Source organism: Gordonia sp. OPL2 (genome assembly GCF_003797825.1).
Classification (GTDB): Bacteria; Actinomycetota; Actinomycetes; order Mycobacteriales; family Mycobacteriaceae; genus Gordonia.
The window spans coordinates 96,235-121,652 of sequence record NZ_RKME01000016.1; the positions used below are offsets into that span (position 1 = coordinate 96,235).

The window sequence follows — 25,418 nt, forward strand, 5'->3', positions numbered from 1 at the left end:
GGACCGGGGGATGATCGCAAGCTCGCTCCTCAGGGACCGGGGGATGCTGGCACGCTTCCCGATCGATCGCTGAGGAGCGGAGCGCCAGCGGAGCCCGCCGATCGATCCCTGAGGAGCGGAGCGCCAGCGGAGCGTCACGAAGGGTCGGACGACGCTGGCACGCTTCCCGACCGATCCCTGAGGAGCGGAGCGCCAGCGGAGCGTCACGAAGGGTCGGACCTCGTGGCCACCGGTGCGTTCGATGCACGCGCGCTGATCACGTCTCTGCCCCAGGCGATCCGGAAACTGACCCCGCGTGCGCAGGCGCGCAATCCGGTCATGTTCGTCGTGTATCTGGGTGCCGTGGTGACCACGGTGCTCGCGGTCTGGCAACCGTCGTGGTTCGCGTGGGCGGTCGCGGCGTGGCTGTGGTTCACCGTGGTGTTCGCCAACCTGGCCGAGGCGGTGGCCGAGGGTCGGGGTCGGGCGCAGGCAGACAGCCTGCGGAAGGTGAAGCGCGACAGCGTCGCCCGCCGCATCGCCGACGACGGATCGATCACCGAGATCGCGGGCAGTGAACTCCGCGTCGGCGACGTCATCGCGGTCGAGGCCGGCGAGGTGATCGCCGGCGACGGGGATGTGATCGAGGGGATCGCCACCGTCGACGAATCGGCGATCACCGGCGAATCCGCGCCCGTCGTACGGGAATCCGGCGGCGACCGATCGGCGGTGACCGGTGGCACCGTCGTGCTCTCCGACCGCATCATCGTCAGGATCACCACGGCGCCCGGGGAGACCTTCGTCGACCGGATGATCGCCCTCGTCGAGGGTGCCTCACGCAAGAAGACCCCGAACGAGATAGCGCTCGACATCCTGCTCACGAGCCTGACGATCATCTTCCTCCTGGCGGTCGTCGCGGTCGGTCCGATGCAGCAGTACGCCGGTCAGTCGCCCGATCCGATCAAGCTGATCGCGCTGCTCGTGTGCCTCATCCCGACGACCATCGGCGCCTTGCTGTCGTCGATCGGCATCGCCGGCATGGATCGCCTGGTGCAGCGCAACGTGCTCGCCATGTCGGGTCGTGCGGTCGAGGCGGCCGGCGACATCGACACCCTGCTGATGGACAAGACGGGCACGATCACGTTCGGTAATCGCCGGGCCACGGACCTCATCGGTGCGCCGGGGGTGTCCACCGACGAACTCGCCGCCATCGCCTACCGATGCAGTCTCGCCGACGACACGCCGGAAGGGCGGAGCATCGTCGACCTGTGTCTGGAGTCCTACGACGTCGAGCCGGTCGACGACACGCTGCGGGAGGCCACCCGATCGAACGTCCACCCCGAGTTCACGACGGTGCCCTTCACCGCGGAGACCCGGATGAGCGGCGTCGACCGCATGGGTCGCGACGGCACCGTAGCCGAGTACCGCAAGGGTGCCGCCGATGCGGTCGCGCGGTGGGTGGCCGCCCATGGGGGTACCGTTCCGGAATCGGTCCTCGACGAGGTCGAACGGGTGTCGTCGGGCGGTGCGACGCCACTGGTGGTCGCGGTGCGCGGTGCCGTCGGCGGGGAATCGGTTGCCGTCGGTGCGAAGCAGGTTGCCGCCGACGGGGAAGAGGTTGCCGTCGGCGACGGCGTGCGGGTGCTCGGGGTGATACAGCTGTCCGACGTCGTGAAACCCGGTATGGCCGAACGCTTCGCACAGATGCGTGCGATGGGCATCCGCACCGTGATGGTGACCGGCGACAACCCGCTCACCGCACAGGCGATCGCGGCCGAGGCGGGTGTCGACGACTTCGTCGCCGAGGCGACTCCGGAGGACAAGCTGGCCCTGATCCGCAAGGAGCAGTCCGGTGGGCGACTCGTCGCGATGACCGGTGACGGGACCAACGATGCGCCGGCCCTCGCACAGGCCGACGTCGGGCTCGCGATGAACACCGGCACCTCGGCCGCCAAGGAGGCCGGCAACATGGTCGACCTCGATTCCGACCCGACCAAGCTGATCGACGTGGTGGCCATCGGCAAACAGCTGTTGATCACCCGGGGCGCGTTGACGACGTTCTCACTGGCGAACGACCTGGCGAAGTACTTCGCCATCCTGCCCGCCCTGTTCAGCGTGATCTATCCGCAGCTGGACGCCTTGAACGTCATGCGGCTGCACTCGGCGCAGTCGGCCATCGTGTCGGCGGTCGTCTTCAACGCGCTGATCATCGTCGCGCTGATCCCGTTGTCGCTGCGCGGTGTCCGCTATCGGCCGTCGTCGGCATCGCGGCTGTTGGGACGCAATCTGCTGGTCTACGGCATCGGAGGTGTGATCACGCCGTTCCTCGGAATCTGGCTGATCGACCTGGTGGTGCGCTTTCTCCCGGGAATGGGGTAGGGAACTGATGAACACGCTCTTGTCCGGTTTTCTCCGTCAATGTGTGGCCGCCGTCGGTGTGCTGCTCGCGCTGACCGTCGTGCTCGGCGCCGCCTATCCGGCCGCTGTGTGGGCGGTGTCGCGGATCGGCAGCGCATCCGCGGAGGGCTCACAGACCCACGATGCGCGCGGCTGCGAGGTGGGCTCCTCGCTCATCGGGATCGATCCGCAGGTGCCGGCAGGCCAACCGGATCCGTATCTCCACGCGCGGGTGATCGGGTCCGCCGATGACCCCATGGCCCCCGGCGATCCGTCGGCGTCGGCGGCGAGCAACAAGGGACCCAACAACGAGGATCTGCTCGCGTGGATCGAACAGCGGCGCACGACGATCGCCGAGCGGGAGAGGGTCTCAGCGTCGGCCGTCCCCACCGATGCCGTCACGGGGTCCGGCTCGGGACTCGATCCCGACATCAGTCCGGAGTACGCGCAGTTGCAGGTGCCGCGTCTGGCACGCGAGAACCAGAAGTCGCCCGCGGAGATCGAGAGGATCATCGACGAGCACACCAGTGGTCGGCAGCTGGGCTTCCTGGGGCAGCCGCGGGTGAACGTCCTCGAGGTGAACCTCGCACTCGGACATACGGTGCCCTCGTGCCCGTGATTGCGCTCGGCCGCAACAACGGCGGATACACTGGTCGACATGGCCGCGGCAGGTGACACCCGGGGGCGACTGGAGGTCTTCCTGGGATGCGCGCCGGGCGTGGGCAAGACGTATGAGATGCTTGCCACCGCCCGGCTGCTCGTCGACGAGGGCGTCGATGTCGTTGTCGCCGTGGTGGAGTCGCACGGGCGGGTCGCCACGGCCGCACTGGTCGAGGGATTCGAGGCCATCGATCGTCGCCGCGTCGAGTATCGGGGGACGGTCCTGGAGGAGATGGACCTCGATGCCGTCCTCGCCCGGAGACCTCGCGTCGCGCTCGTCGACGAACTCGCCCACACGAACGCCCCCGGGTTACCGAATGCGAAGAGATGGCAGGATATCGAGGCCCTGCGGGACGCCGGCATCGACGTGTTGTCGACGATCAACATCCAGCACCTGGAGAGCCTGAACGACGTCGTCGCCCAGATCACCGGTGTCACACAACGTGAGACCGTTCCCGACGACGTCGTCCGCGCAGCCGACCAGATCGAGCTCGTCGATATCGCACCCGAAGCGCTACGGCAGCGACTCGCGGCGGGAAAGGTGTATCCGGGGGGCCGGATCGACGGCGCACTGTCGAACTACTTCCGGCAGGGCAACCTGACCGCTCTCCGGGAACTGGCGCTGCTGTGGCTGGCCGATCAGGTCGACGACAACCTCGCCGATTACCGCGCGGCACATGCGATCACCGATACCTGGGAGGCACGAGAGCGGGTGGTGGTCGCCATCACCGGTGGGCCCGAGTCGGCGACGCTCTTGCGCCGGGCGAGTCGTATCGCGTCGCGGTCCAGCGCGGAACTCGTTGTCGTACACGTCGTCCGTGGCGATGGGCTCGCGGACAACGTGCCGATCGACATGGACGCCCTGCGGCAGCTGGCGGCAGGTTTCACCGCGAAGATCCACACCGTCGTCGGCGACGACATCCCGACGGCACTGCTCGACTTCGCCCGCGGGGTCAACGCCACCCAGCTCGTGCTCGGCACCTCGAGGCGGCCGCGGTGGCAACGGATCTTCGACGAAGGTGTCGGAGCGAACGTGGTGCGTGAGAGCGGACGGATCGACGTCCACATGGTGACCCATGACGAGACGCGCAAGCGCAATCGACTCGACATCCGCGAGACCCGATTCCATCGCCCGTTGAGTTGGGCGGCCGCGATCGCGGTGCCCGCCGTGGTGGCCTGCGTTCTGGCCTTTCTCGACCGTTGGCTCGGCTTCGCCAGTGAGTCCGCGCTGTTCTTCGTCGCGGTTCTGGCGGTGTCCCTGCTCGGCGGCATCGGTCCGGCCGCGCTGTCGGCGGTGGTCTCGGGGCTGTTGCTGAACTATTTCTTCACCGACCCGCGTTTTACGTTCACCATCAACGAGCCGGACAACCTCATCACCATCCTGGTCATGCTGGTGATCGCGATAGCCGTTGCCGCACTCGTGGACTCGGCCGCGATCCGTCGGATGCAGGCGCAGCGTGCCGGTCGGGACGCCGAACTCCTGTCATTGTTCTCCAGTGCTGTTCTCGGCGGGGCGGACGTCGATTCCCTGCTCGAGCGGGTGCGGGAGACCTACGACCAGCAGGGGGTCGTGCTGGTACGGAAACCGGAACGGGGTCCGGCACAGCCCGTGTCGTCGGTCGGGCCGCAGGCGCCCACCTCCGAGACCGCGGCAGTCACCGTGTGCCCGGTTCCCGACGGTCGATTCGAATTGTGGTTGACCGGACCGAAACTGAGCGGACGTGACCGTCGCGTGCTCACCACCGTCGCCACCCAGGCGGCGGGTGTCGTTCAGCGCCATCGACTCGAAGCCGAGGCCGCAGAGGCCCAGGCGATCGCCCAGGCCGACGAGCTGCGTCGCGCGCTTCTCGCAGCGGTCAGCCACGATCTGCGGACACCGCTCGCGGCGGCCAAGGCGTCGGTGTCCAGCCTGCGCAGCACGGACGTCACCTTCAGTGCGGAGGACACCGCGGAGCTCCTGGCCACGGTCGAGGAGTCGGTGGATCAGCTCGCCGCACTCGTCGGTAACCTCTTGGACTCCTCTCGGCTCGCCGCGGGTGCGGTCCGGCCCGAGCTCCAGCGGACCTACCTCGCGGAGGTGGTCCACCGCGCGATGGCGGCCGTGTATCGGCGCGACCCGACGACGCCGAACGTCGCCGTCGAACTCGGGCAGGCGTGGGTGTACACCGATGCGGGTCTGCTCGAACGCGCGTTGGCCAATCTGATCGACAATGCCGTCCGCCACGGCGGGGGAGAGGTGACGGTCGCTTCGCGGGTGGGTGTCGAAGGCGATTCTGTCGGCCCCGATGACGGGGCCGACGACCAGCGCTGCATCATCACGGTGACCGACCATGGCCCTGGCATCCCGATCGACGAGCGCGACCGAGTGTTCACGGCGTTCCACCAGTACGGCGACCAGAACGGTGCGAGCTCGGGCGTCGGCCTCGGACTGTCGGTGGCGAGAGGGTTCGTGGTGGCCCTCGGCGGCACATTGGAGGCCGTGGAGACCCCCGGTGGGGGCACGACGATGGTGGTCGACCTCCCGATGTCGCCGGACCGGGCCGATGCCGGAGGCCTCCGATGAACATCCGGGTGCTCGTCGTCGACGACGAGCCGCAACTGCTGCGCGCTCTGCGGATCAACCTGAACGCGCGCGGATTCGCCGTGACCACGGCGGCCACCGGCGCCGACGCACTCGCTGCGGCCTCGCGGACCAACCCGCAGGTCGTCGTCCTCGATCTCGGTCTCCCCGACATCGATGGACTCACCGTGCTCGAGGGTCTGCGCGGATGGACCAACGTGCCGGTGATCGTGTTGTCGGCGAGGACGGATGCGGCCGACAAGGTCGCCGCACTCGACGCGGGTGCCGATGACTACGTCACGAAGCCGTTCGGGATGGAGGAGTTCTTGGCGCGGTTGCGTGCCGCGGTCCGTCGAGGTTCGTCGACGCCGGAGAAGCTCGAGTCGCCCGTCGTCGACGCCGGGATGTTCGTGGTCGACCTGTCGGCGAAGTCGGTGACCCGCGACGGAGAATCCGTCCACCTCACCCCGACCGAGTGGGGCATCCTCGAGATCCTCGTGCGCAACGAGGGAAAGCTCGTGGGACAGCGGGAGATCCTGCACGCGGTGTGGGGGCCCACATACGTCACCCAGACGAACTATCTCCGTGTGTATCTCGCGAGCCTGCGACGCAAACTCGAGGACGACCCGTCCCGTCCCAAGCATCTGCTCACCGAAGCGGGGATGGGGTACCGATTCGTGCGGTGACGCCGAACGGTTCTTCCCCCGGCTCTGTTTTCGTCCGCCGGATGCAGTGCAACCGGGGGACGAACGCAGAGCCGGGGGAAGAACGGTGGGGATTCGCGGGGGCGTCAGCTGATCTTGCGGCGGTACGTCCGCATCGCGATGGCGTAGGCGACGACGAGGATGCCGACGCACCAGCCCAGCGCGATCCAGATGTCGCTGCCCACCGGCTGCTGGGCGAACAAATCGCGGATGGCGTTGACGATCGACGTCACCGGTTGATTCTCCGCGAACGCCCGCACCGGACCGGGCATCGAGTCGGTCGGCACGAACGCCGAACTGATGAACGGCAGGAAGATCAGCGGATACGCGAACGCACTCGCCCCGTCGGCCGACTTCGCGGTGAGGCCTGGGATCACCGCGATCCAGGTGAGCGCCAGCGTGAACAGGACGAGGATGCCGAGGATCGCCAGCCACGCCGTGAGACCGGCACCGGAGCGAAATCCCATCAACAGCGCGACTCCGACGACAACGACCACGGAGATCAGATTCGCGACGAGCGAGGTCAGCACGTGGGCCCAGAGCACCGATGATCGTGCGATCGGCATCGACTGAAATCGTTCGAAGATACCGCCTTTCATGTCGAGGAAGAGGCGAAAAGCCGTATACGAGATGCCCGATGCGATGGTGATGACGAGAATGCCGGGGAGCAGATAGTCGACGTAGTCGCCCTGTCCGGTGTTGATCGCCCCGCCGAGCACGTACACGAACAGCAGCATGAACGCGATCGGCATGAGTGCGGTGGTGATGATGGTGTCCACGCTGCGCATGATGTGACGCAGCGAGCGACCCAACAGTACCGAGGTGTCGCCGACGAAGTGGGTGGCGGTGGTCATCGTTGTTCCTCTCGCGTGCCGCGCGATGCTGCCGCATCGTCGGTGGTGGTCAGGTGGTCGCCACCGACCAGAGCGAGGAAGATCTCCTCGAGGGTCGGTTGCTTCTCGACGTACTCGACGGTCGCCGGCGGCAGCAGGCGTTTGAGCTCGGCCAGCGTGCCGTCGACAATGATCCGGCCTTCGTGCAGGATCGCTATACGATCGGCGAGTTGCTCTGCCTCGTCGAGGTATTGCGTCGTCAGCAGCACGGTCGTGCCGTGGTCGGCGAGCTCCTGCACCGCCTGCCACACCTCGATCCGCGCCTGCGGATCGAGACCGGTCGTCGGCTCGTCGAGAAAGATGACCGGCGGATTTCCGATGAGACTCATCGCGATGTCGAGTCGGCGCCGCATGCCGCCGGAGTAGGTCGACACCTTGCGTGCGCCCGCGTCGGTCAGGGAGAACCGGGCGAGCAGGTCGTCGGCGATCTGTCCCGGGTTGCGCTGATGGCGCAGCTTGGCGACCAGGACGAGATTCTCACGGCCGCTGAGGATCTCGTCGACCGCAGCGAATTGTCCGGTCATGCTGATCGACTCGCGCACCTCTCCGGCGTGGGTGGCGACGTCGAAACCGTTGACGTCGGCGGTGCCGGCGTCGGCCCGCAGGAGCGTTGACAGGATCTTCACCACCGTCGTCTTGCCCGCCCCATTGGAACCGAGCAGGGCGAAGATGCTTCCGGGTGCGACGTCGAAGTCGACACCGCGCAGCACGTGGAGGTCCTTGTAGGACTTCTGTAGCCCACGCACCGTGATCGTGGGTCGGGTGAGCGTCGTCATTGTTCTTGTCCTCTCGGTGAGTCGGTGCCCGTCGCGGTTCCGGTCGCGTTGTCGATCGCAGTGATGAGGCGGCGTTGCTCACGCTGAATCCACTGTCCCTCGGGGTAATTGCGGAGGAATTCGTCGGCGAACTCGACGGGATCGTCGCCGACCACCTCGCGGATCGGAGTCTGGTCAGCCACGCTCTGCTCGAAGAGATCCGCGAGGTCCTCGAGCATCGAGACGAGGTTGTCGCCGTCGCCGGGCCCGAAGTGCATGAAGTATCGCTCGAGCGCCTCGATGGCGGTGAGATAGTTGGCGGGCAGTTGCTTCACGCGGGCCTTGTACTGCTTGTAGCGGCGCTTCTCGGCGATCATCTTGTTGACGAACATGGTCATCGTGCTCCTTTGGCGAGGTGGGTGAGTCGTTCGGAGAGGAAATCCCATGTCCTCCAGAACTCGTCGAGGTAGTCACGCCCGGAGGCGTTGAGCGAATAGACCTTTCGAGGTGGCCCCTTCTCGGAGGGGACCTTCTCGACGTCGACGAGGCCGCGCTTCTCGATGCGCACCAGCAGTGCGTAAACGGTGCCCTCGGCGATCTCGGTGAAGCCCTGTTCCCGAAGGCGTGCGGTGATCTCGTACCCGTACGCGGCCTGTGCGGCCAGGATCGCGAGAACGATGCCTTCGAGCGTGCCCTTGAGCATCTCGGTCATCTGTTTGCCCATGGAACACCTCCTTGTCTGCGGTACTCGGTGGGTGGTACTCAGTGTTGATGACTACTGGTAGATAGTAGCACTGAGTACTGGAAGCGCAAGGGTGTCTGAGCCGGCACTTTTCGCGAAAGAGGCGCGGCCTCGGGCCAATCGGACCCGAGGCCGCGCCTGGCGTCATCGACCTCGCGGTCAGCTGCTCGAGATCGCCCGCCGAACCGAGAACAGGTGGCCGAGCCCGTCGGCGGTGATGTCGACACCCAGAAGTTGCAGGCCCTGCCAGATGGTGACCTGATTGGCGGTCAGGATCGGCTTTCGAACCGTCGCCTCCAGGTCCGCGATCCATCCGATTGTGTGTAAGGCAGTGTCGGGCAACAGAATTGCCTGCGCGGCGTCGGAGTCGACGGAGCGAACCATCTCGAAGAGATTGTCGCCGTCGACGGTACCGGCCTCGGTGGCGGTTCCGATGTCGTGCGCGGCGGCAGAGGCCACGGAGATGCCGGCATCACGGAGGAACACGGAGAAGCCGTCGGCGACCGGTGCGGGGTAGGTGGCCGCGATCGCCACCGAGGTGATGTCCAGGGCGCGGCAGGCGGCGGCGAACGCCAGCGACGTCGACGACACGGGCAAGCCCGTCGCCTCCGACACCGAGGCGACCTGCTGGTGGGCTCCCTCCCACCCGTAGAGGAAGCTCCCGGACGTACATGCCCACATGAGGGCGTCGGGTTCGTGTCGTTGCGCCGTACGCGCACCGACGAGCAGTCGGGTGCCCGTGCCCACCGCACGCATGGCCTCGACGGTGTGATCGTCGGACTCTACGTCGGTGATGACCACCGGAAGTGCCACGGCGCCGCTCAACGCGCTCTCCGCCAGTGGATAGTCATCCTCGGCCGCGTGGCCCGGATACAAAAGTGCGATGGTCGGCGTTCTGGTTGTCACGTCCTTACCTCCCGAGTAGATTGTCAACAATCTACCAACAGCTGCCACTCTTGCCGAAGGGAAGTGATGGAGACGACCGCACGCTGGCGCAGCGCCGTCGACCTGGCGATCGACTACGCCTCCGGTGCCTTGTCGCCGGTCGATGTCACCGCCGAGATCCTCGATGCGATCACCGCCGAGAACAAGGCCATCAACGCGTATTGCCTGGTGGACGAGGACGCGGCGATGGAATCCGCGCGCGCCTCGGCCCGGCGGTATGCAGCGGGTCGGCCTCTCGGTCCGCTCGACGGTGTGCCGGTCAGCATCAAGGATCTGCTCCTGACGGCCGGCTGGCCCACCCTTCGTGGATCCGAACTGATCAACCCCGGTGACATGCAGTGGGACGTCGACGCCCCCGCGGTGGCCCGCCTCCGGGAGGCCGGGGCCGTCCTCCTCGGCAAGGTGACGACCCCCGAGTTCGGCTGGAAAGGCGTGACGGACAGCTTGCGCCACGGTGTGACCCGCAATCCGTGGGACACCGACCGGACATCGGGCGGGTCGAGTGGTGGCAGCGCGGCGGCGGTCGCCGCAGGGCTCGGCGCCCTGTCGGTCGGAACCGACGGTGGTGGATCGATCCGTATTCCCGCATCCTATTGCGGCATAGTCGGTCTCAAGCCCACCTTCGGTCGGGTGCCGCTGTACCCCGCCAGTCCGTTCGGGTCGCTCGCCCACGCCGGCCCGATGACGCGCACCGTCGCCGATTGTGCCGTGATGCTCGACGTCCTGAGTGGCTTCGACTCGCGCGACTGGTGGGCGATGCCTGCTCCGGCCGCTCGTGCGGCGGACGTCCTCGCACAGCGTCCCCGCGACCTGACGGGAACCCGGATCGCCTACAGTGCGGATCTCGGATTCGGCTCGAACAGCGTTGGTGTGCAACGCAATACCGAAGCTGCGGTGGATGTCCTCCGTGGACTCGGTGCGCAGGTCACCGAGGTCGACATCGAGTGGCAGGATCCGGCGTGGGCCTATCACATCCTGTGGTTCAGTGGTGCCGAAGCGGTCGTGCGCGCATTCGGTCCGGGCGCGACGGAGAAGATCGACCCAGGTCTGGCGCGGGCACTTGTGCGACATCGCGACTTCAGTGCGGCCGACTACCTCGATGCCACGGCCCTGCGGATGTCGATGGGGGTGCAGATGGGCAAGCTCCACGAGTCGTTCGACGTTCTGGTCACCCCGACCATGCCGACGGTGGCCTTCGAAGCGGGAGTTGATGTTCCGGCGGAATCGGAGAGCCAGGACTGGACGTCGTGGACACCGTACTCGTACCCGTTCAACCTGACCGGCCAACCGGCACTGACGGTTCCCAGTGGCTTCGACGGCGGGGAAGCCGGACGCCCCGCTCTGCCGACCGGACTGCAGTTCGTCGGCGCGCGTCATCATGACGACACGATCCTGCGCATCGCCGCGGCGTACGAGGCCGCAGCACCGTTCACGACCCTCGACTCGATCACGAAAGGTTCTCGATGACCGACCGGTACATCTCTGTCAGTCTGCAGCAGCGCGGCGTGAAGGCCGTCGCGAAACTGCTCGACGACGAGGCTCCGCGGACCGCGAACGCGGTGTGGGAGGCGCTGCCGCTCGGCGGCCAGGTTTACCACGGCAAATTCGCACGTAACGAGATCTACACGCTCCTGCCGTCGTTCGCGGATGCGGAACCGGGCCCGGAGAACACCACGATCACGCCCATCCCGGGCGATTTGTGCTACTTCACTTTCGACGGTGTGCTGACCAATCCCGCCTACGGATACGAGGCGGGGTCCGCCCCTGGAGAGCACCAGCTCCTCATCGATCTCGCGGTCTTCTACGGGCGCAACAATCTGCTGGTCAACGGCGATGTCGGGTGGGTTCCGGGCAACGTCTTCGGGACCATCGTCGACGGCTTGAGCGAGTTCGCCGCGGCGTGCAATGACGTCTGGATGGGTGGGGCTCGAGGCGAAGTACTGTCCTATGCGCGTGAATGAGGGTAAGAAAAAGGGGTAATGTCGATGAGTGTTTCGCACGAGAGCAGCCAAAGGCGGAAGAGAATTCTGACGCCGCTGGTGCAGGAATCGACACCTGCGATCATCGCGCGGAAGTTGCACGACGCCATTGCGAGCGGCGACTTCCCGCCGGGTTCGCAGTTGACCGAATCCGGCCTGGCCGCCGACCTCGGGGTCAGTCGCGGACCACTGCGGGAGGCCATGCAACGTCTGACGGCAGAAGGTCTGCTGGTCAGTCACCGCAACCGCGGCTTGTTCGTGGTCTCGATGGACGACGACGACATCCGGGACATGTACGTGGCGCGCACGGCGGTGGAGCGGGCAGCGGTCGGACAGGTCATCGTGCGAGGCGAACACACGGCAGTCGACGACCTCAACGACGCGGTCGCCGCCATGCGCGAGTTCATCGACGAGCCCAACGGGGCCGAGATGGCCGAGGCCGACATGCTGTTCCATCAGACGCTGGTGGACCATGCGCACAGCCAGCGCCTTTCACGCCTGCACGAGACGATTCTCGTCGAGACGCGAATGTGCCTGCGAGCAATGCGGGGAACCTATTCCTCGGGAAAGGATCGCATAGACGAACATCAGACATTGGTGGACGCCATCGCGGCGGGGGACGCGCCGGCGGCTGACAGATTGATGATCGAACACATGAGGGACGGTCTGCACCGACTTGTCGGTGACGAACCGTCGGAAGCCGCGTCGACTGCGTGATGCGCGTCGTCCGTGATGAAAAAGCCGTCACGGAGCTTCCAGGCGATCTTCTCCACTGATGTGAGTTGAGCTAGAAGACAACTGGCCGAACAACATCCAGGATGGCACAGATGACTGAAGCAGCCTCACCCGCGAGTTTCGAACAGCTCGCCCCTGATCCGGAGTCACCGGAGGGGAAATCCATACTCCGCAAGGCGATCGGCGCGTCCGCGATCGGTAACGCCACCGAATGGTACGACTACGGTGTCTACGCAGCCGCCACGACCTATCTCACGCAGGCGTTCTTCCCCGGAGATCTCGGGACGATCGGCACCATGCTGGGATTCGCGATCTCCTTCGTCCTCCGACCTCTCGGCGGCATGATCTGGGGACCGATCGGCGACCGTATCGGACGTAAATCCGTTCTGGCGATGACGATCCTGTTGATCTCCGGCGCCACCGCCCTCATCGGTGTACTGCCCACGCACGCCGTCGCCGGTGTCTGGGCTCCCATCCTGTTGATCGCGCTGCGCGTGGTCCAGGGCTTCTCGACCGGTGGTGAATACGGCGGTGCCGCAACGTTCATGGCGGAGTACGCGCCGGACAAGAAGCGCGGAAAGTACGGCTCCTTCCTCGAGTTCGGCACTTTGGCCGGCTTCAGTGCCGGTACCGCGATGGTGCTGCTGCTCGAACTCCTGCTGAACGACGAGCAGATGCAGACCTGGGGCTGGCGTATCCCGTTCCTGATCGCGCTGCCGCTCGGCCTGATCGGGCTCTACCTGCGGTCGCAGATGGAGGACACCCCGGTGTTCCAGGAGTTGGAGCAGGAAGACGAGATCGTCGGAACGGCCTGGACGCGATTCAAGGATCTGCTCAGCAACTACTGGAAGCCGATTCTCATCATGTTCGGCATGGTGATCGCCCTGAACGTCGCCAACTACACGTTGCTCGCGTATCAACCCACGTATCTCAAGGACACCATCGGCTTGTCGGATTCGTCGGGCTCGACGGTGGTCTTGATCGGTCAGCTGGTGATGATGGTGATGATCCCGTTCTTCGGGCGGTGGTCGGACAGCACGGGCCGTAAACCGATGTGGTGGGGGTCGCTCATCGGACTCTTCGTGCTCTCGCTGCCGCTGTACTGGCTGATGGGGCAGGGCTTCGCATGGGCGATCATCGGATTCGTCATCCTGGGCCTGCTCTACATCCCACAGCTCGCAACCATCTCGGCGACGTTCCCGGCGATGTTCCCCACCCAGGTGCGCTATGCGGGATTCGCGATCTCCTACAACGTGGCCACGGCGGCGTTCGGTGGTACCGCGCCGCTGGTGAACGATGCCGTCGTGGAGAGCACCGGATGGAATCTGTTCCCCGCGGTCTACATGATGGGCGCCTGCGCGATCGGCATGGTGGCCATGGTGTTCCTGAAGGAGACGGCCGGTGTCTCACTGCGCGGGACGGAAATCCCCAGCAAGGAGAACGACTTCCGGATGCTGCAGGAGGCGACTGTCGCCGGTAAGTAGTCGGATGGGTTGAGCGGAGCGAGATCTCGATACACCGGGCTCGCTCCGCTCACTCGGTTACTCGATCGGCGGTCGGGGACCGGGCTCGCTCCGCTCGCCTTCCGCTGGTCGAGTAGCGGCGAGGAACGAGTGGCGTATCGAGACCCCTCAGCTCGGGAGATGCAGAGCCGCGTGGACCGTACGGCGTATCGAGACCCTCAACTCAGGAGATCCAGAGCCGCGAGGAACGAGTGGCGTATCGAGACCCCTCAGCCCAGGAGACGCAGCGCCGCGAGTGCGTAGGTGCGGGCGGCGGATTCGAGGTCGGCGATCGCGACCGATTCGTTCGGCTGGTGGGCCTCGGCGTTGATGTTGCCGGGGCCCAGCACGATCGACGGGACACCCAGATCCCGACTGACGAACCCGCCGTCGCACGCCGCGCTCCATCCTCCGACGGAGGTGGTGCGCCCGGAGTCGGTGACGGCGGAGACCGCGGTGGTGACCAGCGGGTGGTCGGCGGCGGTCGCGAATCCGGGCATCTCCATCGTGACCCGGACGTCGACGATGATGCCGTCGGTGTCGATGGCGGAGTCGCGGATCGCCGCACGCAATTGCGCGGCGATCGTCTCCGCGCTCTCGTCGGGCACCAGCCGACGGTCGATGCCGAGATTGCACATCGGTGCGACGACCGAGATCCCCTGTCCGCCTGCGATGGTGCCCACGTTCCAGGTGCCGGAGCCGAGCAGGTCGTCGGCGGTCATGGCCAATTGCTGGTGGTCGAATCGGATGAGATCGATGATCGACGCGGCCGCTTCGATGGCACTGCGGCCGTCGGCGGGGCGGCCGGAATGTGCTGCGCGGCCGGTGATGTCGATCTCGAGATAGGAAGCGCCGCGGCAGCCACGGACGACCTGCAGGTCGGTCGGCTCGGCGACGATGCACCCGGCGAAGGTGTGTTCGGGTGCGCGGGTGACGAAGTCGCGCACGCCGATACCGTGTTCCTCCTCGTCGACGGTGCACACCAGTTGCACTGGGCCGGACAGTTCCACGCCGTAAGCCGATGCGTGCGACAGCGCCTGCATCGCCGCGACGACGGCGGCCAGCCCGCCCTTCATGTCGGTGGTGCCCCGGCCGACGATGCGGCCGTCGGCCATCCGGGGCCGATACGGATCAGACGTCCATCCCGGGCCCGCCGGCACCACATCGGAGTGGCCGAGGAACATCAGTCCCGGTCCGTCGCCGGCGGGCAGGGTGGCCACCAGATTGGGACGTTCCGGCGCCACGTCGTGCGTACCGACGGTGAAGCCGGCCGAGCGGCAAGCCTTCTGCAGCACGTCGACCGCGGCGGCCTCGGTGCCGCCGGGATTCTCGCTCGGCGCCTCCACCAGCGATGCGGTGAGCATCGCCACGGTGTCGGCGCTGATGTGGGACAACACGCCGGCCTCGGCTTCGGTCAGCGACACCGCATCACCTTTCATCCGACGGTTCCTCTCCTGAGGTGCCCCGGACGCGGAGCACCCTCACGGGGTTCGAGCCATTTTCTCAAGACTAGTCGTCAGCCGTCGGATGCCCTCGTCGATGCGGTCGGGGGTGCTCGACGCGAAGCACAGACGCAGCGCGTTGCGGAAGCGACCGCCGGGGGACAGGGCCGGTCCCGGGATGAAGGCGACGCCGTCGGCGAGCGCCACCTCGAACAGCTCGCGGGTGTCGATCTCGGCGAACTCGTCGCGCAGGGTGACCCAGAGGAAGAAGCCGCCCTCGGGGTCCGTCGTCTCCACACGATCGCCCAGGTGCCGACGGATCGAGTCGATCATCGCCTCCTTGCGCTCGCGGTAGAGGGTGCGGATGCCGGCCAGGTGCTCCTCGAGACCGCCCCGTGCGATGTACTCGGCGACGATGTGCTGATTCGGCACATTGGTGCAGGTGTCCATGGCCTGCTTGCCGTTGATGAGCAACTGACGCAGTGACGGGTCGGCGTCCACCCACCCGACTCGCCATCCGGGGGCCAGGATCTTCGAGAAGGTCCGCACCGAGAACACCAGCGGGTCCTGTGGACTCAACGTCTGGAACGTGGGGATGTCGGTGCCGGCGAACCGCAGAAGACCGTACGGGTCGTCGTCGATGATGACCGCGCCCCACTGATGGGCGAGGCGCAGGAGTTCGCGGCGCCGCTCCTCGGACAGGGTGACGCCCGACGGGTTCTGGAACGTCGGAATGGTGTAGATCGCCTTGGGCGTCTGATGGGTGTGCGCGACGAGGTCCTCGAGCGTGTCGACCTGCATACCGTCTTCGTCGGTCGGCACCTCGAGCAGCTGTGCGCCGTAGGAGAGGGCGGTGGCGCTGCCGTTGGTGTACGTCGGAGACTCGACGATGACGAGGTCCCCGGGATCGACGAAGAGCTTGCAGGCCAGGTCGAGACCCTGCATGCCGCCGGTGGTGATGACCAGACGTTCGTGACTGGACGGGTCCGGTGTGGTGGCCAGGTAGTCGACGAGCAGCTGCAGCAGGCGTGGCTCGCCCTCGGTGGCGCCGTAGGTGAACGACGAATTGTCGAGGATCTCGCCGGCGATCTGCCGGAACTCATCGGCGGGGACGGCCTCGTCGGCCGGCGAGCCCATCGCGAATCGCACGATGTCGTGGGACTGGGAGGCCAGCAACGACGTCGACGAGTCGATCATCGATCCGACGAGGTCCTTGGCCCGCCCTGCCAGCGGCAGGGTGGGTGCGGATCGTCGGAGGTCGTGGGTGGGTTCGGTGGTGGCGGTCATGTCGTTCACCTCTCTCGTCGGGTGGGCCCTTCGTGACGCTTCGCTCCTCAGGGATCAGGATTGACGCTTCGCTCCTCAGGGGCCGGCTACAGGGCTATTTGCGGATCAGTTCGCGTGGGAAGCCGGTGAAGGTCTCCACGCCGGTCGGGCTCACCCGGACCGATTCGGAGAGCTCGAAACCGTAGTCGTCCATCCACATCCCGCAGACGATGTGGAAGGTCATGTTGGTCTCGAGGATCGTCTCGTCCTCGGTGCGGATGCTGATCGTGCGCTCGCCCCAGTCCGGCGGATATCCGATACCGATGGAATAGCCGAGGCGCGAGGGCTTCTCGAGTCCGTACTTCGCCAGCGTCCAGTTCCACGTGGAGGCGAGTTCGCGTGTCGCCACGCCCGGACGGATCGCGTCGAGGACGTTGTTGAGGCCCTCGGCGGTCGCGTTCGCCACGTAGTCGAGGTCCTTCGACGGCTTGCCGAGGGATACCGTCCGGGCCAACGGACAGTGATAGCGATTGTGGGCGCCGGTGAGTTCGATGACGACGGCCTCGTTCTCGACGAAGGTCCCCTGATGCCAGGTCAGGTGCGGGGTGTCGGCCGCGGCACCCGTCGGCATCATCGGGACGATGGCGGGATAATCGCCGCCGAAATCCTCGGTGCCGGTGATCTGGGCCTGCGAGATCGCTGCAGCCGCATCACACTGGCGCACACCCACGTCGATGGTCTCGATGGCCGCCTGCATGGCCTCCGAGCAGACCATGCCGGCCTGACGCATCAGCTGCACCTCGGCATCGGACTTCACCGACCGTACCCAGTTGACCAGCTCGAAGTTGTCGACGAGCTTCCACTCCGGGATCGCGTTGTACAGGGCGCGATAGGCCTTGGGGGAGAAGAAGTGCGAGTCCATCTCCAAGCCCACCGACCCGCCGCGCGAGGCCGGGGCGATGAGGTGACGCTGACGCAGCGCCCAGGCGACCCAGTCGAACGGATGCAGGTGCGGCCGGTGCACGTAGCTCTCCGGGTAGCCGACGATCTGCTCCTCCGGCAGCCACGTCGTGCGGTGGGCGCCATGGGCGTCCATCTCCCGGGCGAAGAACACCATCTCGCCCTCGTTCGGGACGAACAACATCTGCGGGGTGTAGAACGACCACGCGTTGTAGCCGATCAAGTAGAAGATGTTGGCCGGATCGGTCACGATGATCGCCGACAGACCTTGCCGATCCATCAGTTCGCGAACGCGGGTGAGCCGCTGCTCGTACTCGCTGTCGGTGAACAGCTGAGCGCCGAGATACATCCGAGGGCTCCTGTCTGTCGGTGGGAGGTGCCGGGTGGGGGCTGCCGGCACCGGTGCTGTCGCGGAAGAGCTTATGCGGCAGCGCGGCTCACCGCTTGGCGATCGGTCGGGCGACGTACTTGATGTCGAGGAACTCCTCGATCCCGAGTCGCCCACCCTCGCGTCCGAGGCCGCTCTGCTTGATACCGCCGAATGGCGCTGCCGGGTTGGAGACCAGGCCGGTGTTGACCCCCACCATCCCGACCTGCAACGCGTCGGACAGTCGGTCGGCTCGGTCGATGTCCTGGGTGAAGAGGTAGCCGACGAGGCCCCACGGGGTGTCGTTGGCGAGGTGCAGGACCTCGGCGTCGTCGGCCGAGGCGTTGCCGGAGACGGTGCTGTCGGAAGCGTCGTCGTCGGAACCGGTTGTCCCGAAGGGGATGATCGCAGCGACCGGACCGAAGATCTCGGTGTGCATGAGGTCGGCGGCGGGATCGACGTCGGTGATGACCGTCGGCGGGTAGAAGTGGCCCGCACCGTCTGGACGTTCGCCGCCACAGACGACCCGTGCACCGCGTTCGACGGCGTCGGCGACGAGGGTGGTCACCTTGTCGACGGCCTTCTGCTCGACCAGCGGACCCACCTGTGTGCCGTCGCGGCTGCCGTCGCCGACGACGAGACCGCCCATCCGCGTGCCGAGCTTCGACGTGAACTCGTCGAGAACGGCACGGTGGACGAAGATCCGGTTGGCGGCAGTGCAGGCCTGGCCCATGTTGCGCATCTTCGCCACCAGGACGCCCTCGATCGCGCGGTCGATGTCGGCGTCGGCGCAGACGATGAACGGGGCGTTGCCGCCGAGCTCCATCGATGTGCGCATGACGGTGCCCGCGGCCTGACCGAGAAGGATCTTGCCGACCTCGGTGGAGCCGGTGAAGCTGACCTTGCGGGCCTTGCCCGAGGTCATCCACTCGCCGACGACGGTACCGGGATCGGACGTGGTGACGACGTTGAGAACACCGTCGGGAAGTCCGGCCTCGGTGAGGATCTCGGTGAGCAGCAGAGCGGTGAGGGGGGTGAGTTCGGCGGGTTTGAAGACCATCGTGCACCCGGCGGCGACCGCGGGCCCGATCTTGCGGGTCCCCATGGCGAGAGGGAAGTTCCACGGTGTGATGAGGATGCAGGGGCCGACGGGCTGTTTGGAGACCACGATGCGATTCGCGCCGTCGCCGGTGAGGGTGTGATCGCCGCCGATGCGGACGGCCTCTTCGGCGAACCAGCGGAAGAACTCGGCGCCGTAGGCGACCTCACCCTTCGCCTCCGCGAACGGTTTGCCCATCTCGGCGGTCATCACCGACGCGATCTCGTCGACGCGGTCCATGATGATCTGGTATGCGCGATAGAGGATCTCGCTGCGTGACCGCGGGGAGGTGGCCGCCCACTCCGCCTGGCGGTCGGCGGCGGTCTGCAGCGCGGCGCGCGCATCGTCGGCGCCGCCGTCGGCGACCACGGCCAGCGGTTCGCCGGTGGCGGGATTGTCGACGGTGAAGGTGGCGCCGGACGTCGCCGGTCGCCACTGGCCGTCGATGAAGAGGTCGGTGTGCAGGCGCGAGATGGTCTGCGAGGCATCCGTGTTCGAGATGGTGGCCGTCATGGTCACGCTCCTTCCGGGTCGGGTGGGGTTGTCGGGGAGTGGTCGGTTGCCGTCGGCGCGACGAAGGTTGCCGTCGGCGGATTGCTGGTTGCCGTGGGCGGGGGTGTGGTGCGGGTGAGGAGTTCGGCGAGATGCAGCCCGCGTGCCGATATCGCGTCGTCGGTCGCGGTGAGATGGTCGACGGACATCGCGCAACTGAACCCGTCGGTGATGACCGGTCGATCCGGGGTGGCGCGCAACGCGGGGCCGAGCGCGTTCTCCGAGACGGCGACGCTCACCTCGTAGTGGCCACGTTCGAACCCGAAGTTGCCTGCCACACCGCAGCATCCGTCGGCGGTGTGCACCTCGACGCCGAGCGCCGACAGTGCCGCCGCGCCGGTGCGGGCGCCGAACACGGCGTACTCGTGGCAGTGGGTCTGCACGGTGACCGCCTCGGGCAGATTCTCGGGCCTCCACCCCCGCTCGAGGAGCCGGGGGAGGTAGTCGGCGAAGCTGTGGACCCGCGCGGCGACTCGACGGGCGGCCGGCGTGTGCACGAGTTCGGGCAGGTCCTTGCGGAGGGCAGCGGCGCAGCTGGGTTCGGGAACCACGATCGGCCGGTCGGTGCCGTCGTCGAGGTTCTGGGCCGTCCGCGACAACACCTTTCGGGCGTGCGTGAGCTGTCCGGTGGAGATCCAGGTGAGGCCGCAGCAGTTGTCGGCGGAACAGCCGACGGTGTCGCCGGTCGCAGAGAGCACCTCGGCTGCTGCCGAGGCGACCTGGGGCCGGAAGGCGCGGGTGAACGAGTCGATGAACAGCACGACGTCGGAGGTCGCCGAGAGCGGTGCGAGGTTCCGAAGGTGTGCGCGACGTGCCTTGCGCGCGGCGAACCGGGGCATGCTGCGTCGCGGGTCGAGCCCGCCCGCACGCGCCGCGACGCGTCGGAGTGGACTTCCCAACGCGGCGTTGATGACCGGCGCGAGCACGCCTGCGGCGCCGAGCCAGGCGGGCATCCAGCCGAGGGAGTAGTGCGACAGTGGTCGTGCGCGCCCCTGATAGTGGTGGTGCAGGAACTCCGACTTGTAGGTGGCCATGTCGACGCCGGTCGGGCAGTCGGTGGAGCAGGCCTTGCAGGACAGGCACAGCTCCAGTGCGTCGGCGACATCGTCGGAGCGCCAGCCGGTCTCGACATCGGGCGCGGTGCGGACCATCTCCTGCAGCACGCGTGCGCGTCCGCGGGTGGAGTCCTTCTCGTCGCGGGTGGCGCGGTAGCTGGGACACATCACGCCGCCGGACGTCGCGCGGCAGCGCCCGACCCCGATACACCCCTGGACGGCGTGCACGAACGGGTCGAGGGAGGTCTGGTCGGTGTGCGCGCCGTCGGTGACCTGGGCGATCTCCAGAAAGCCGCCCCGGAAATCCGCCCGCTGGGAGGCGGCCGTCGACATATCGTCATCGGCGCGCGTGCCGGGGGCGCTCTTGCGGGACGCATGTGCGGGGGCCGCGTCGTGGGCGGGTGCGCCGAGGTGGAACATGGTCGGCCAGTGCCGGTCCGGAACACCGGCGAGGGCCAGGTCGTCGGTGATCGGTGACGGGTCGACGATGGAGCCGGGATTGAGGGTGCCCTGCGGATCCCAGATGTGCTTGAACTCGGCGAACGCACCCAACATCGCTGGGGAGTACATCACCGGCAACAACGCCGATCGCGCCCTGCCGTCACCGTGCTCACCCGACAGCGACCCACCGTGCTCGACGACGAGTCGGGCGGCGTCCGCACAGAACCGGTCCATCACCGCACGTCCCTCGGGGGTGCGCAGGTCGAAGGTGATCCGGACGTGCATGCAGCCGGCGCCGAAGTGGCCGTACATCACACCGGTCAGTCCATGCTGATCGAGCAGCCGGGTGAAGTCGTCGAGATAGTCCGCAAGCCGTTCGGGCGCGACGGCGGCATCCTCCCAGCCGGGCCAGGATTCGTAGTCGTTGCCGATGCTGTCGTCGTCGGGATCGGCTAGGCGCGACGACAGTCCGGCGCCGTCCTCGCGGACGCGCCAGAGGGCCTTGCGTGCCACCGGGTCGGGAACCGTGGTCGCCGCGACCATCCGGCCGCGTGCGCGGAGGTCGTCGAGGAGGCGCTTTGCCGTCGCCTCGACGTCGGTCTCGGATCGTGTTGCGGCACTGTGCTCGTCGAGGTCGATGAACAGCCAACCGGTGCAGTCGGTGTCGTCGACGCCGGGGAGTGCCGAGATGGTGTCGCGGCCTCGACGGGCGGCCATGGTGGCGACGATCTTGCGATCGATGCCCTCCACCGCCGACGGCGCGTATGGAAGTATCGCGGTGACGTCGCGGGCGGCGTCGATGACCGTTGGGTATCCCACGCAGATGAGCAGTGGCGAGGTGGCGACGGGCACGAGCCGCACCCGCGCGGCGACCACGATCGCACAGGTGCCCTCGCTGCCGACGAGTGCGCGGGCCACGTCGAAACCGTTCTCCGGCAACATCTTGGCGAGATGATAGCCCGAGACCTGGCGCGGGATGGTCTCGAGATCGGTGCGCAGGATCGCCATGTGTCGCGACGTCAGATCGCGGAGGCGCTCGGTGAGTTCGGCAGCCCGGGTCATGGCGTCGCGGTCCGATTCGTCGGTGGCCCTGATGCCGTGGCGGGTGGCGGTCAGCCGCAGTCCTTCGGAGGTGACCAGAAACAGTTCCTCGACGTGGTCTGTCGTACGGCCATGTCGGACAGAGTGATTGCCGCACGCATCGTTGCCGATCGCGCCGCCGAGCGAGGCGCGTGACGCCGACGACGGGTCGGGTGCAAAGGTGAGCCGCCCGTCGGTTGCCGTGCGGGCCTGTGCGGCGAGCGTTGTCAGTACGATGCCGCTCTCGGCGACCGCCGTCGACGTCTCCGCGTCGATCGAGCGGACACGATTCATGTACCGGGACAGATCGATGACGACACCGGGGCCGATCGCGTTGCCGCCCATCGAGGTTCCACCGCCCCGCGCGATCAGCGGGATCGCACGGGCGTGGCAGAGGGCTGCGGTACGGGCGACGTCGTCGTCGGATCGGGGGAACACCACCGCGAGGGGGCGGACACGGTAATTGGAGGCGTCGTAGGAATACTCGGCGAGCCGGCGCGTGGACGTGTCCGCCTCGACGCCGAGGGCCGAGAGCGCTGCTGCGACGTCGAGGTCGGGTGACAATCCGGTCAGGCTGACATGTGTCATCTCTGTCCGAGGGTATCGCCTGAGAACACATCGGTCAGGGTCGCGGCGAAACGCTCGAGTCCCTGGGCGATCTCGTCCTCGGTGACGACCAGTGCGGGGATGAGTCGCACGACGTTGCCGGCGGGACCACAGGTCAGCGTCAGCAGGCCGTGTCGCGTGGTGGCCTGCTGAACGGCTGCGGCCGCTGCGGCGTCGGGAACCGGCGTGGCGCCGTCTCCGCTGGTCACGAACTCGATGCCGGCCATGAGGCCGAGGCCGCGGACATCGCCGATCGCATCGAACCGGCCGGCGATGTCCTGCAGCCCGGACAGCAGTTGCTCACCCCGGACGCGGGCGTTCTCGACCAGATTCTCGTCGGCGATGACGTCGATCGTCGCCACCGCGGCCGCTGCGGCGACGGCATTGCCGCCGTAGGTGCCGCCCTGGGATCCGGGCCAGGCCTTGCTCATGAGGTCGGTCGATGCGGCGATCGCCGAGATCGGGAAGCCCGAGGCGAGGCCTTTGGCGGTGATGATGATGTCCGGAGTGAGATCTGCGGCGTGCTGGTGTCCCCAGAACTTGCCGGTACGGCCGAATCCGGCCTGCACCTCGTCGAGGATGAAGACGATGCCGTGGCGGTCCGCGCGCTCACGCAGACCTTGCAGGAACCGCGGCGGGGTGGGGAGGTAACCGCCGTCGCCGAGGACGGGCTCGATGAGGAAGGCTGCGGTGTCGTTGGGGGCGACCCGCGACTGCAGCAGGTAGTCGAGCTCACGCAGGGCGAAGTCGACGGCCGCGTCGGTCGACCATCCGTAGCGGTAGGCGTACGGGAACGGCGACATGTGCACGCCCGACATGAGCGGTGAGAAACCGGCGGAGAAGCGGGTGCCCGCGGTGGTGAGGCTGGCCGCGGCGACCGTGCGGCCGTGGAAACCGCCTTGGAACACGATGATGTTGGGGCGGGCGGTCGCCATGCGTGCGAGGCGGATCGCGGCCTCGACGGCTTCGGAGCCGGAGTTGGCGTAGAACACCGAGTCGAGACCGAGTGGCAGGACGTGGCCGAGTTTCTCGGTCAGTTCGAGCAGTGGCTGATGCATCACCGTCGTGTACTGCGCGTGGATGATCTTGGTGCACTGCTCCTGCGCGGCCGCAACGACTCGCGGATGGCAGTGACCGGTGCTGGTGACGCCGATGCCGGTGGTGAAGTCGAGGTAGTCGTTGCCGTCGGTGCCATGGATCCACGAGCCGGACGCATGGTCGACGACGACGGGTGTGGCCTGTTTGAGCGCGGGGCTCAGGGTCGCGGTCTGGGCGGTGCGAATGGAGTCGGTGGTGACGGTCATGGGTACACCGTGACGGTCGATCGTCGGATTGTCAACAATTGGACATCATCGGTGGTGAGAGCGGGGTTCTGCTGTCTCACGACGTCTGTTCGAGAGCTGCTCCGAGTGCACGGAGAGCGGCGAGGGCGTCGGACCATGCGTCGGGCGTCATCCGGTCGCCGATCCGCTGGGCGGCGGCCTGGTGAGCAGGGTTGATCCGGCGGACCGCCGCGATCCCGGACTCGGTGGCGACGACCAGTTTGGCGCGCCGATGGTGCGGGTTGTCGCGGAACTCCAGGAGCCCGTCGTCGGCCAGTAGGTCGGCGGTGCGCTGCACGCTCTGGCGGGTGATGCCCATGGCCCGGGCGATGTCGGACACGGTGAGAGGACGTTGCAGGACCGCGCCCAGGACCTGCCACCGCGTGGCGGTCAGGCCGGCCGGGCGTGCCAGTTCCTCCGCGAGGGCGAGGAACTGGCCGTTCAGGCGGAAGACGGTGAGTGCGGTGTCCGACAACAGGGTCTGTGGGTCGGGGGTTTCGGTCACTGCTGGTCCGTCAGCGCGTAGAAGCCGCTGGGGTCCTGCTGCCCGTAGAGCTGGTACCAGGCGTCCAGGACGGCCGGTGTGTAGACGCCGAGCAGGGCGAACACCTCGCGGGCGAACTCGACGGGGGCGACGGCGGCCGCGGTGATCACCCCGCGATCGGTGACGGCGGGGGCGTCGACGTAGTGTGCGGCGCCCGCGTACCCGGTGGGCTCGAGTTGCTCGCGCGCATTGCTCGTGTGCCGGCGATCGTCGAGGAGCCCGCTGCGGGCGAGACCGACTGTGGCGCCGCATATCCCGGCAACCGGGACGTCGGCGTCGGCCCAGTGTCGGGCGGCGTCGACGAACTCGTCGTTGGCGTCCCAGCTCTGTGCGCCCGGCAGGACGAGCATGGCGCTGTCGTCGGGTGCGACGTCGTCGAGGGTGATGTCGGGAACCATCGTGACGCCTCCGATGGTGCGGATCGGTTCGGTCGACGCTCCGACCGTGACGATGCGGAATGAACCCGGATCGCGCTGATAGTCGGGATTGTTGACGCCGGCGGCGACGTAGCCGAACTCCCAGTCGGCGAGGGCGGGGTAGATGCCGAGGTGGATGGTCTTCATGTCGATCACTCCCTTGATCTGGCGATGACAGCATCCTGTCATAGTTGACAGGGTGCTGTCAATTGTCGATTCGGTCGTCGAGAGGGGGGACCCAGCGGGCGAAAAGAAGGACACGGTCGGCGAGGGCGGGCACGGTCAGCGAAATTTTGGACACGGTCAGCGAAATCCTGGACACGGTCGGCGAAATTTTGGACACGGTCGGCGAGGGCAAGGGTGACGGCGACGGCGACGGCGAGGACGCGGGCACGGGCAAGGGCGAGGGCGAGGGCG

At 67.1% G+C, this 25,418-nt stretch carries 21 protein-coding genes; 8 read left to right on the plus strand and 13 right to left on the minus strand.

From position 1 onward, the window contains the following. Positions 1 to 177 precede the first annotated feature (177 nt). From kdpB to EEB19_RS15910, 4 genes are read left to right on the plus strand one after another with little or no spacing between them, the layout of a single operon-like run. Entirely contained in the window at positions 178 to 2,358 is a 2,181-nt protein-coding gene (gene kdpB, locus EEB19_RS15895) for a potassium-transporting ATPase subunit KdpB (protein WP_187588013.1), read from the plus strand. 7 nt (positions 2,359 to 2,365) lie between these two features. Next, the gene (locus EEB19_RS15900) at positions 2,366 to 2,995 is read left to right on the plus strand and encodes a potassium-transporting ATPase subunit C (RefSeq protein WP_187587963.1); all 630 of its coding nucleotides are present in this window, start codon (positions 2,366 to 2,368) and stop codon (positions 2,993 to 2,995) included. A gap of 39 nt (positions 2,996 to 3,034) precedes the next feature. Continuing rightward, positions 3,035 to 5,599, plus strand: coding sequence for a sensor histidine kinase KdpD (locus EEB19_RS15905; protein ID WP_187587965.1), 2,565 nt, complete (start codon positions 3,035 to 3,037; stop codon positions 5,597 to 5,599). After that, entirely contained in the window at positions 5,596 to 6,282 is a 687-nt protein-coding gene (locus EEB19_RS15910; RefSeq protein ID WP_187587968.1) for a response regulator, read from the plus strand. Before EEB19_RS15905 ends, EEB19_RS15910 begins: the two co-directional genes overlap by 4 nt. Before the next feature lie 104 nt (positions 6,283 to 6,386). Here EEB19_RS15910 and EEB19_RS15915 read toward each other — a convergent pair whose 3' ends face one another. The 5 genes from EEB19_RS15915 to EEB19_RS15935 all read right to left on the minus strand — a co-directional run bounded on the left by EEB19_RS15915 (position 6,387) and on the right by EEB19_RS15935 (position 9,596). Then, positions 6,387 to 7,154 (minus strand): ABC transporter permease, encoded by a 768-nt coding sequence (locus EEB19_RS15915; RefSeq protein WP_187587970.1) that lies wholly within the window; start codon positions 7,152 to 7,154, stop codon positions 6,387 to 6,389. Then, entirely contained in the window at positions 7,151 to 7,969 is an 819-nt protein-coding gene (locus EEB19_RS15920; protein WP_187587972.1) for an ABC transporter ATP-binding protein, read from the minus strand. The genes EEB19_RS15915 and EEB19_RS15920 overlap by 4 nt, the downstream gene beginning before the upstream one ends. Further along, on the minus strand, positions 7,966 to 8,346 hold the full coding sequence (locus EEB19_RS15925) for a DUF1048 domain-containing protein (RefSeq protein ID WP_187587974.1): 381 nt from the start codon (positions 8,344 to 8,346) through the stop codon (positions 7,966 to 7,968). Before EEB19_RS15925 ends, EEB19_RS15920 begins: the two co-directional genes overlap by 4 nt. Beyond that, positions 8,343 to 8,672, minus strand: coding sequence for a PadR family transcriptional regulator (locus EEB19_RS15930; RefSeq protein WP_187587976.1), 330 nt, complete (start codon positions 8,670 to 8,672; stop codon positions 8,343 to 8,345). Before EEB19_RS15930 ends, EEB19_RS15925 begins: the two co-directional genes overlap by 4 nt. 177 nt (positions 8,673 to 8,849) lie before the next feature. Continuing rightward, positions 8,850 to 9,596 carry a maleate cis-trans isomerase gene (locus EEB19_RS15935; RefSeq protein ID WP_262365702.1) on the minus strand — a complete coding sequence of 249 codons (747 nt, stop codon included), beginning with the start codon at positions 9,594 to 9,596 and terminating at the stop codon, positions 8,850 to 8,852. 66 nt (positions 9,597 to 9,662) lie between these two features. Here EEB19_RS15935 and EEB19_RS15940 point away from each other — a divergent pair, with 66 nt between their 5' ends. From EEB19_RS15940 to EEB19_RS15955, 4 genes are all read left to right on the plus strand, one after another. Then, positions 9,663 to 11,102: an amidase gene (locus EEB19_RS15940; protein WP_187587978.1), complete on the plus strand. Its 1,440-nt coding sequence runs from the start codon at positions 9,663 to 9,665 to the stop codon at positions 11,100 to 11,102. Next, positions 11,099 to 11,596: a DUF3830 family protein gene (locus tag EEB19_RS15945; RefSeq protein ID WP_187587980.1), complete on the plus strand. Its 498-nt coding sequence runs from the start codon at positions 11,099 to 11,101 to the stop codon at positions 11,594 to 11,596. The genes EEB19_RS15940 and EEB19_RS15945 overlap by 4 nt, the downstream gene beginning before the upstream one ends. A 24-nt stretch (positions 11,597 to 11,620) precedes the next feature. Further along, entirely contained in the window at positions 11,621 to 12,331 is a 711-nt protein-coding gene (locus tag EEB19_RS15950) for a GntR family transcriptional regulator (protein WP_262365703.1), read from the plus strand. A gap of 110 nt (positions 12,332 to 12,441) precedes the next feature. Next, a complete protein-coding gene (locus EEB19_RS15955; RefSeq protein ID WP_187587983.1) occupies positions 12,442 to 13,833 on the plus strand; it encodes an MFS transporter in 1,392 nt (463 codons plus the stop codon). 248 nt (positions 13,834 to 14,081) lie between these two features. Here EEB19_RS15955 and EEB19_RS15960 read toward each other — a convergent pair whose 3' ends face one another. The 8 genes from EEB19_RS15960 to EEB19_RS26740 form a co-directional block, all read right to left on the minus strand. Beyond that, complete coding sequence (locus EEB19_RS15960; protein WP_187587985.1) at positions 14,082 to 15,290, minus strand: M20 family metallopeptidase; 1,209 nt, start codon at positions 15,288 to 15,290, stop codon at positions 14,082 to 14,084. Between the two features lie 42 nt (positions 15,291 to 15,332). Next, positions 15,333 to 16,580: a PLP-dependent aminotransferase family protein gene (locus EEB19_RS15965; RefSeq protein WP_187587987.1), complete on the minus strand. Its 1,248-nt coding sequence runs from the start codon at positions 16,578 to 16,580 to the stop codon at positions 15,333 to 15,335. 94 nt (positions 16,581 to 16,674) lie between these two features. Further along, positions 16,675 to 17,868, minus strand: a complete 1,194-nt coding sequence (locus tag EEB19_RS15970; protein ID WP_187587990.1) for a M24 family metallopeptidase — start codon at positions 17,866 to 17,868, stop codon at positions 16,675 to 16,677. A gap of 88 nt (positions 17,869 to 17,956) precedes the next feature. After that, positions 17,957 to 19,498 carry an NAD-dependent succinate-semialdehyde dehydrogenase gene (locus tag EEB19_RS15975; RefSeq protein ID WP_187587992.1) on the minus strand — a complete coding sequence of 514 codons (1,542 nt, stop codon included), beginning with the start codon at positions 19,496 to 19,498 and terminating at the stop codon, positions 17,957 to 17,959. A 2-nt stretch (positions 19,499 to 19,500) separates the two neighbouring features. After that, entirely contained in the window at positions 19,501 to 22,701 is a 3,201-nt protein-coding gene (locus tag EEB19_RS15980; protein ID WP_187587994.1) for an FAD-binding and (Fe-S)-binding domain-containing protein, read from the minus strand. Beyond that, entirely contained in the window at positions 22,698 to 24,023 is a 1,326-nt protein-coding gene (locus tag EEB19_RS15985; RefSeq protein ID WP_187587996.1) for an aspartate aminotransferase family protein, read from the minus strand. Before EEB19_RS15985 ends, EEB19_RS15980 begins: the two co-directional genes overlap by 4 nt. Before the next feature lie 76 nt (positions 24,024 to 24,099). Then, positions 24,100 to 24,546 (minus strand): MarR family winged helix-turn-helix transcriptional regulator, encoded by a 447-nt coding sequence (locus EEB19_RS26735; RefSeq protein ID WP_222929946.1) that lies wholly within the window; start codon positions 24,544 to 24,546, stop codon positions 24,100 to 24,102. Next, on the minus strand, positions 24,543 to 25,148 hold the full coding sequence (locus tag EEB19_RS26740) for a DJ-1/PfpI family protein (RefSeq protein ID WP_222929947.1): 606 nt from the start codon (positions 25,146 to 25,148) through the stop codon (positions 24,543 to 24,545). The genes EEB19_RS26735 and EEB19_RS26740 overlap by 4 nt, the downstream gene beginning before the upstream one ends. Between the last annotated feature and the right edge of the window lie 270 nt (positions 25,149 to 25,418).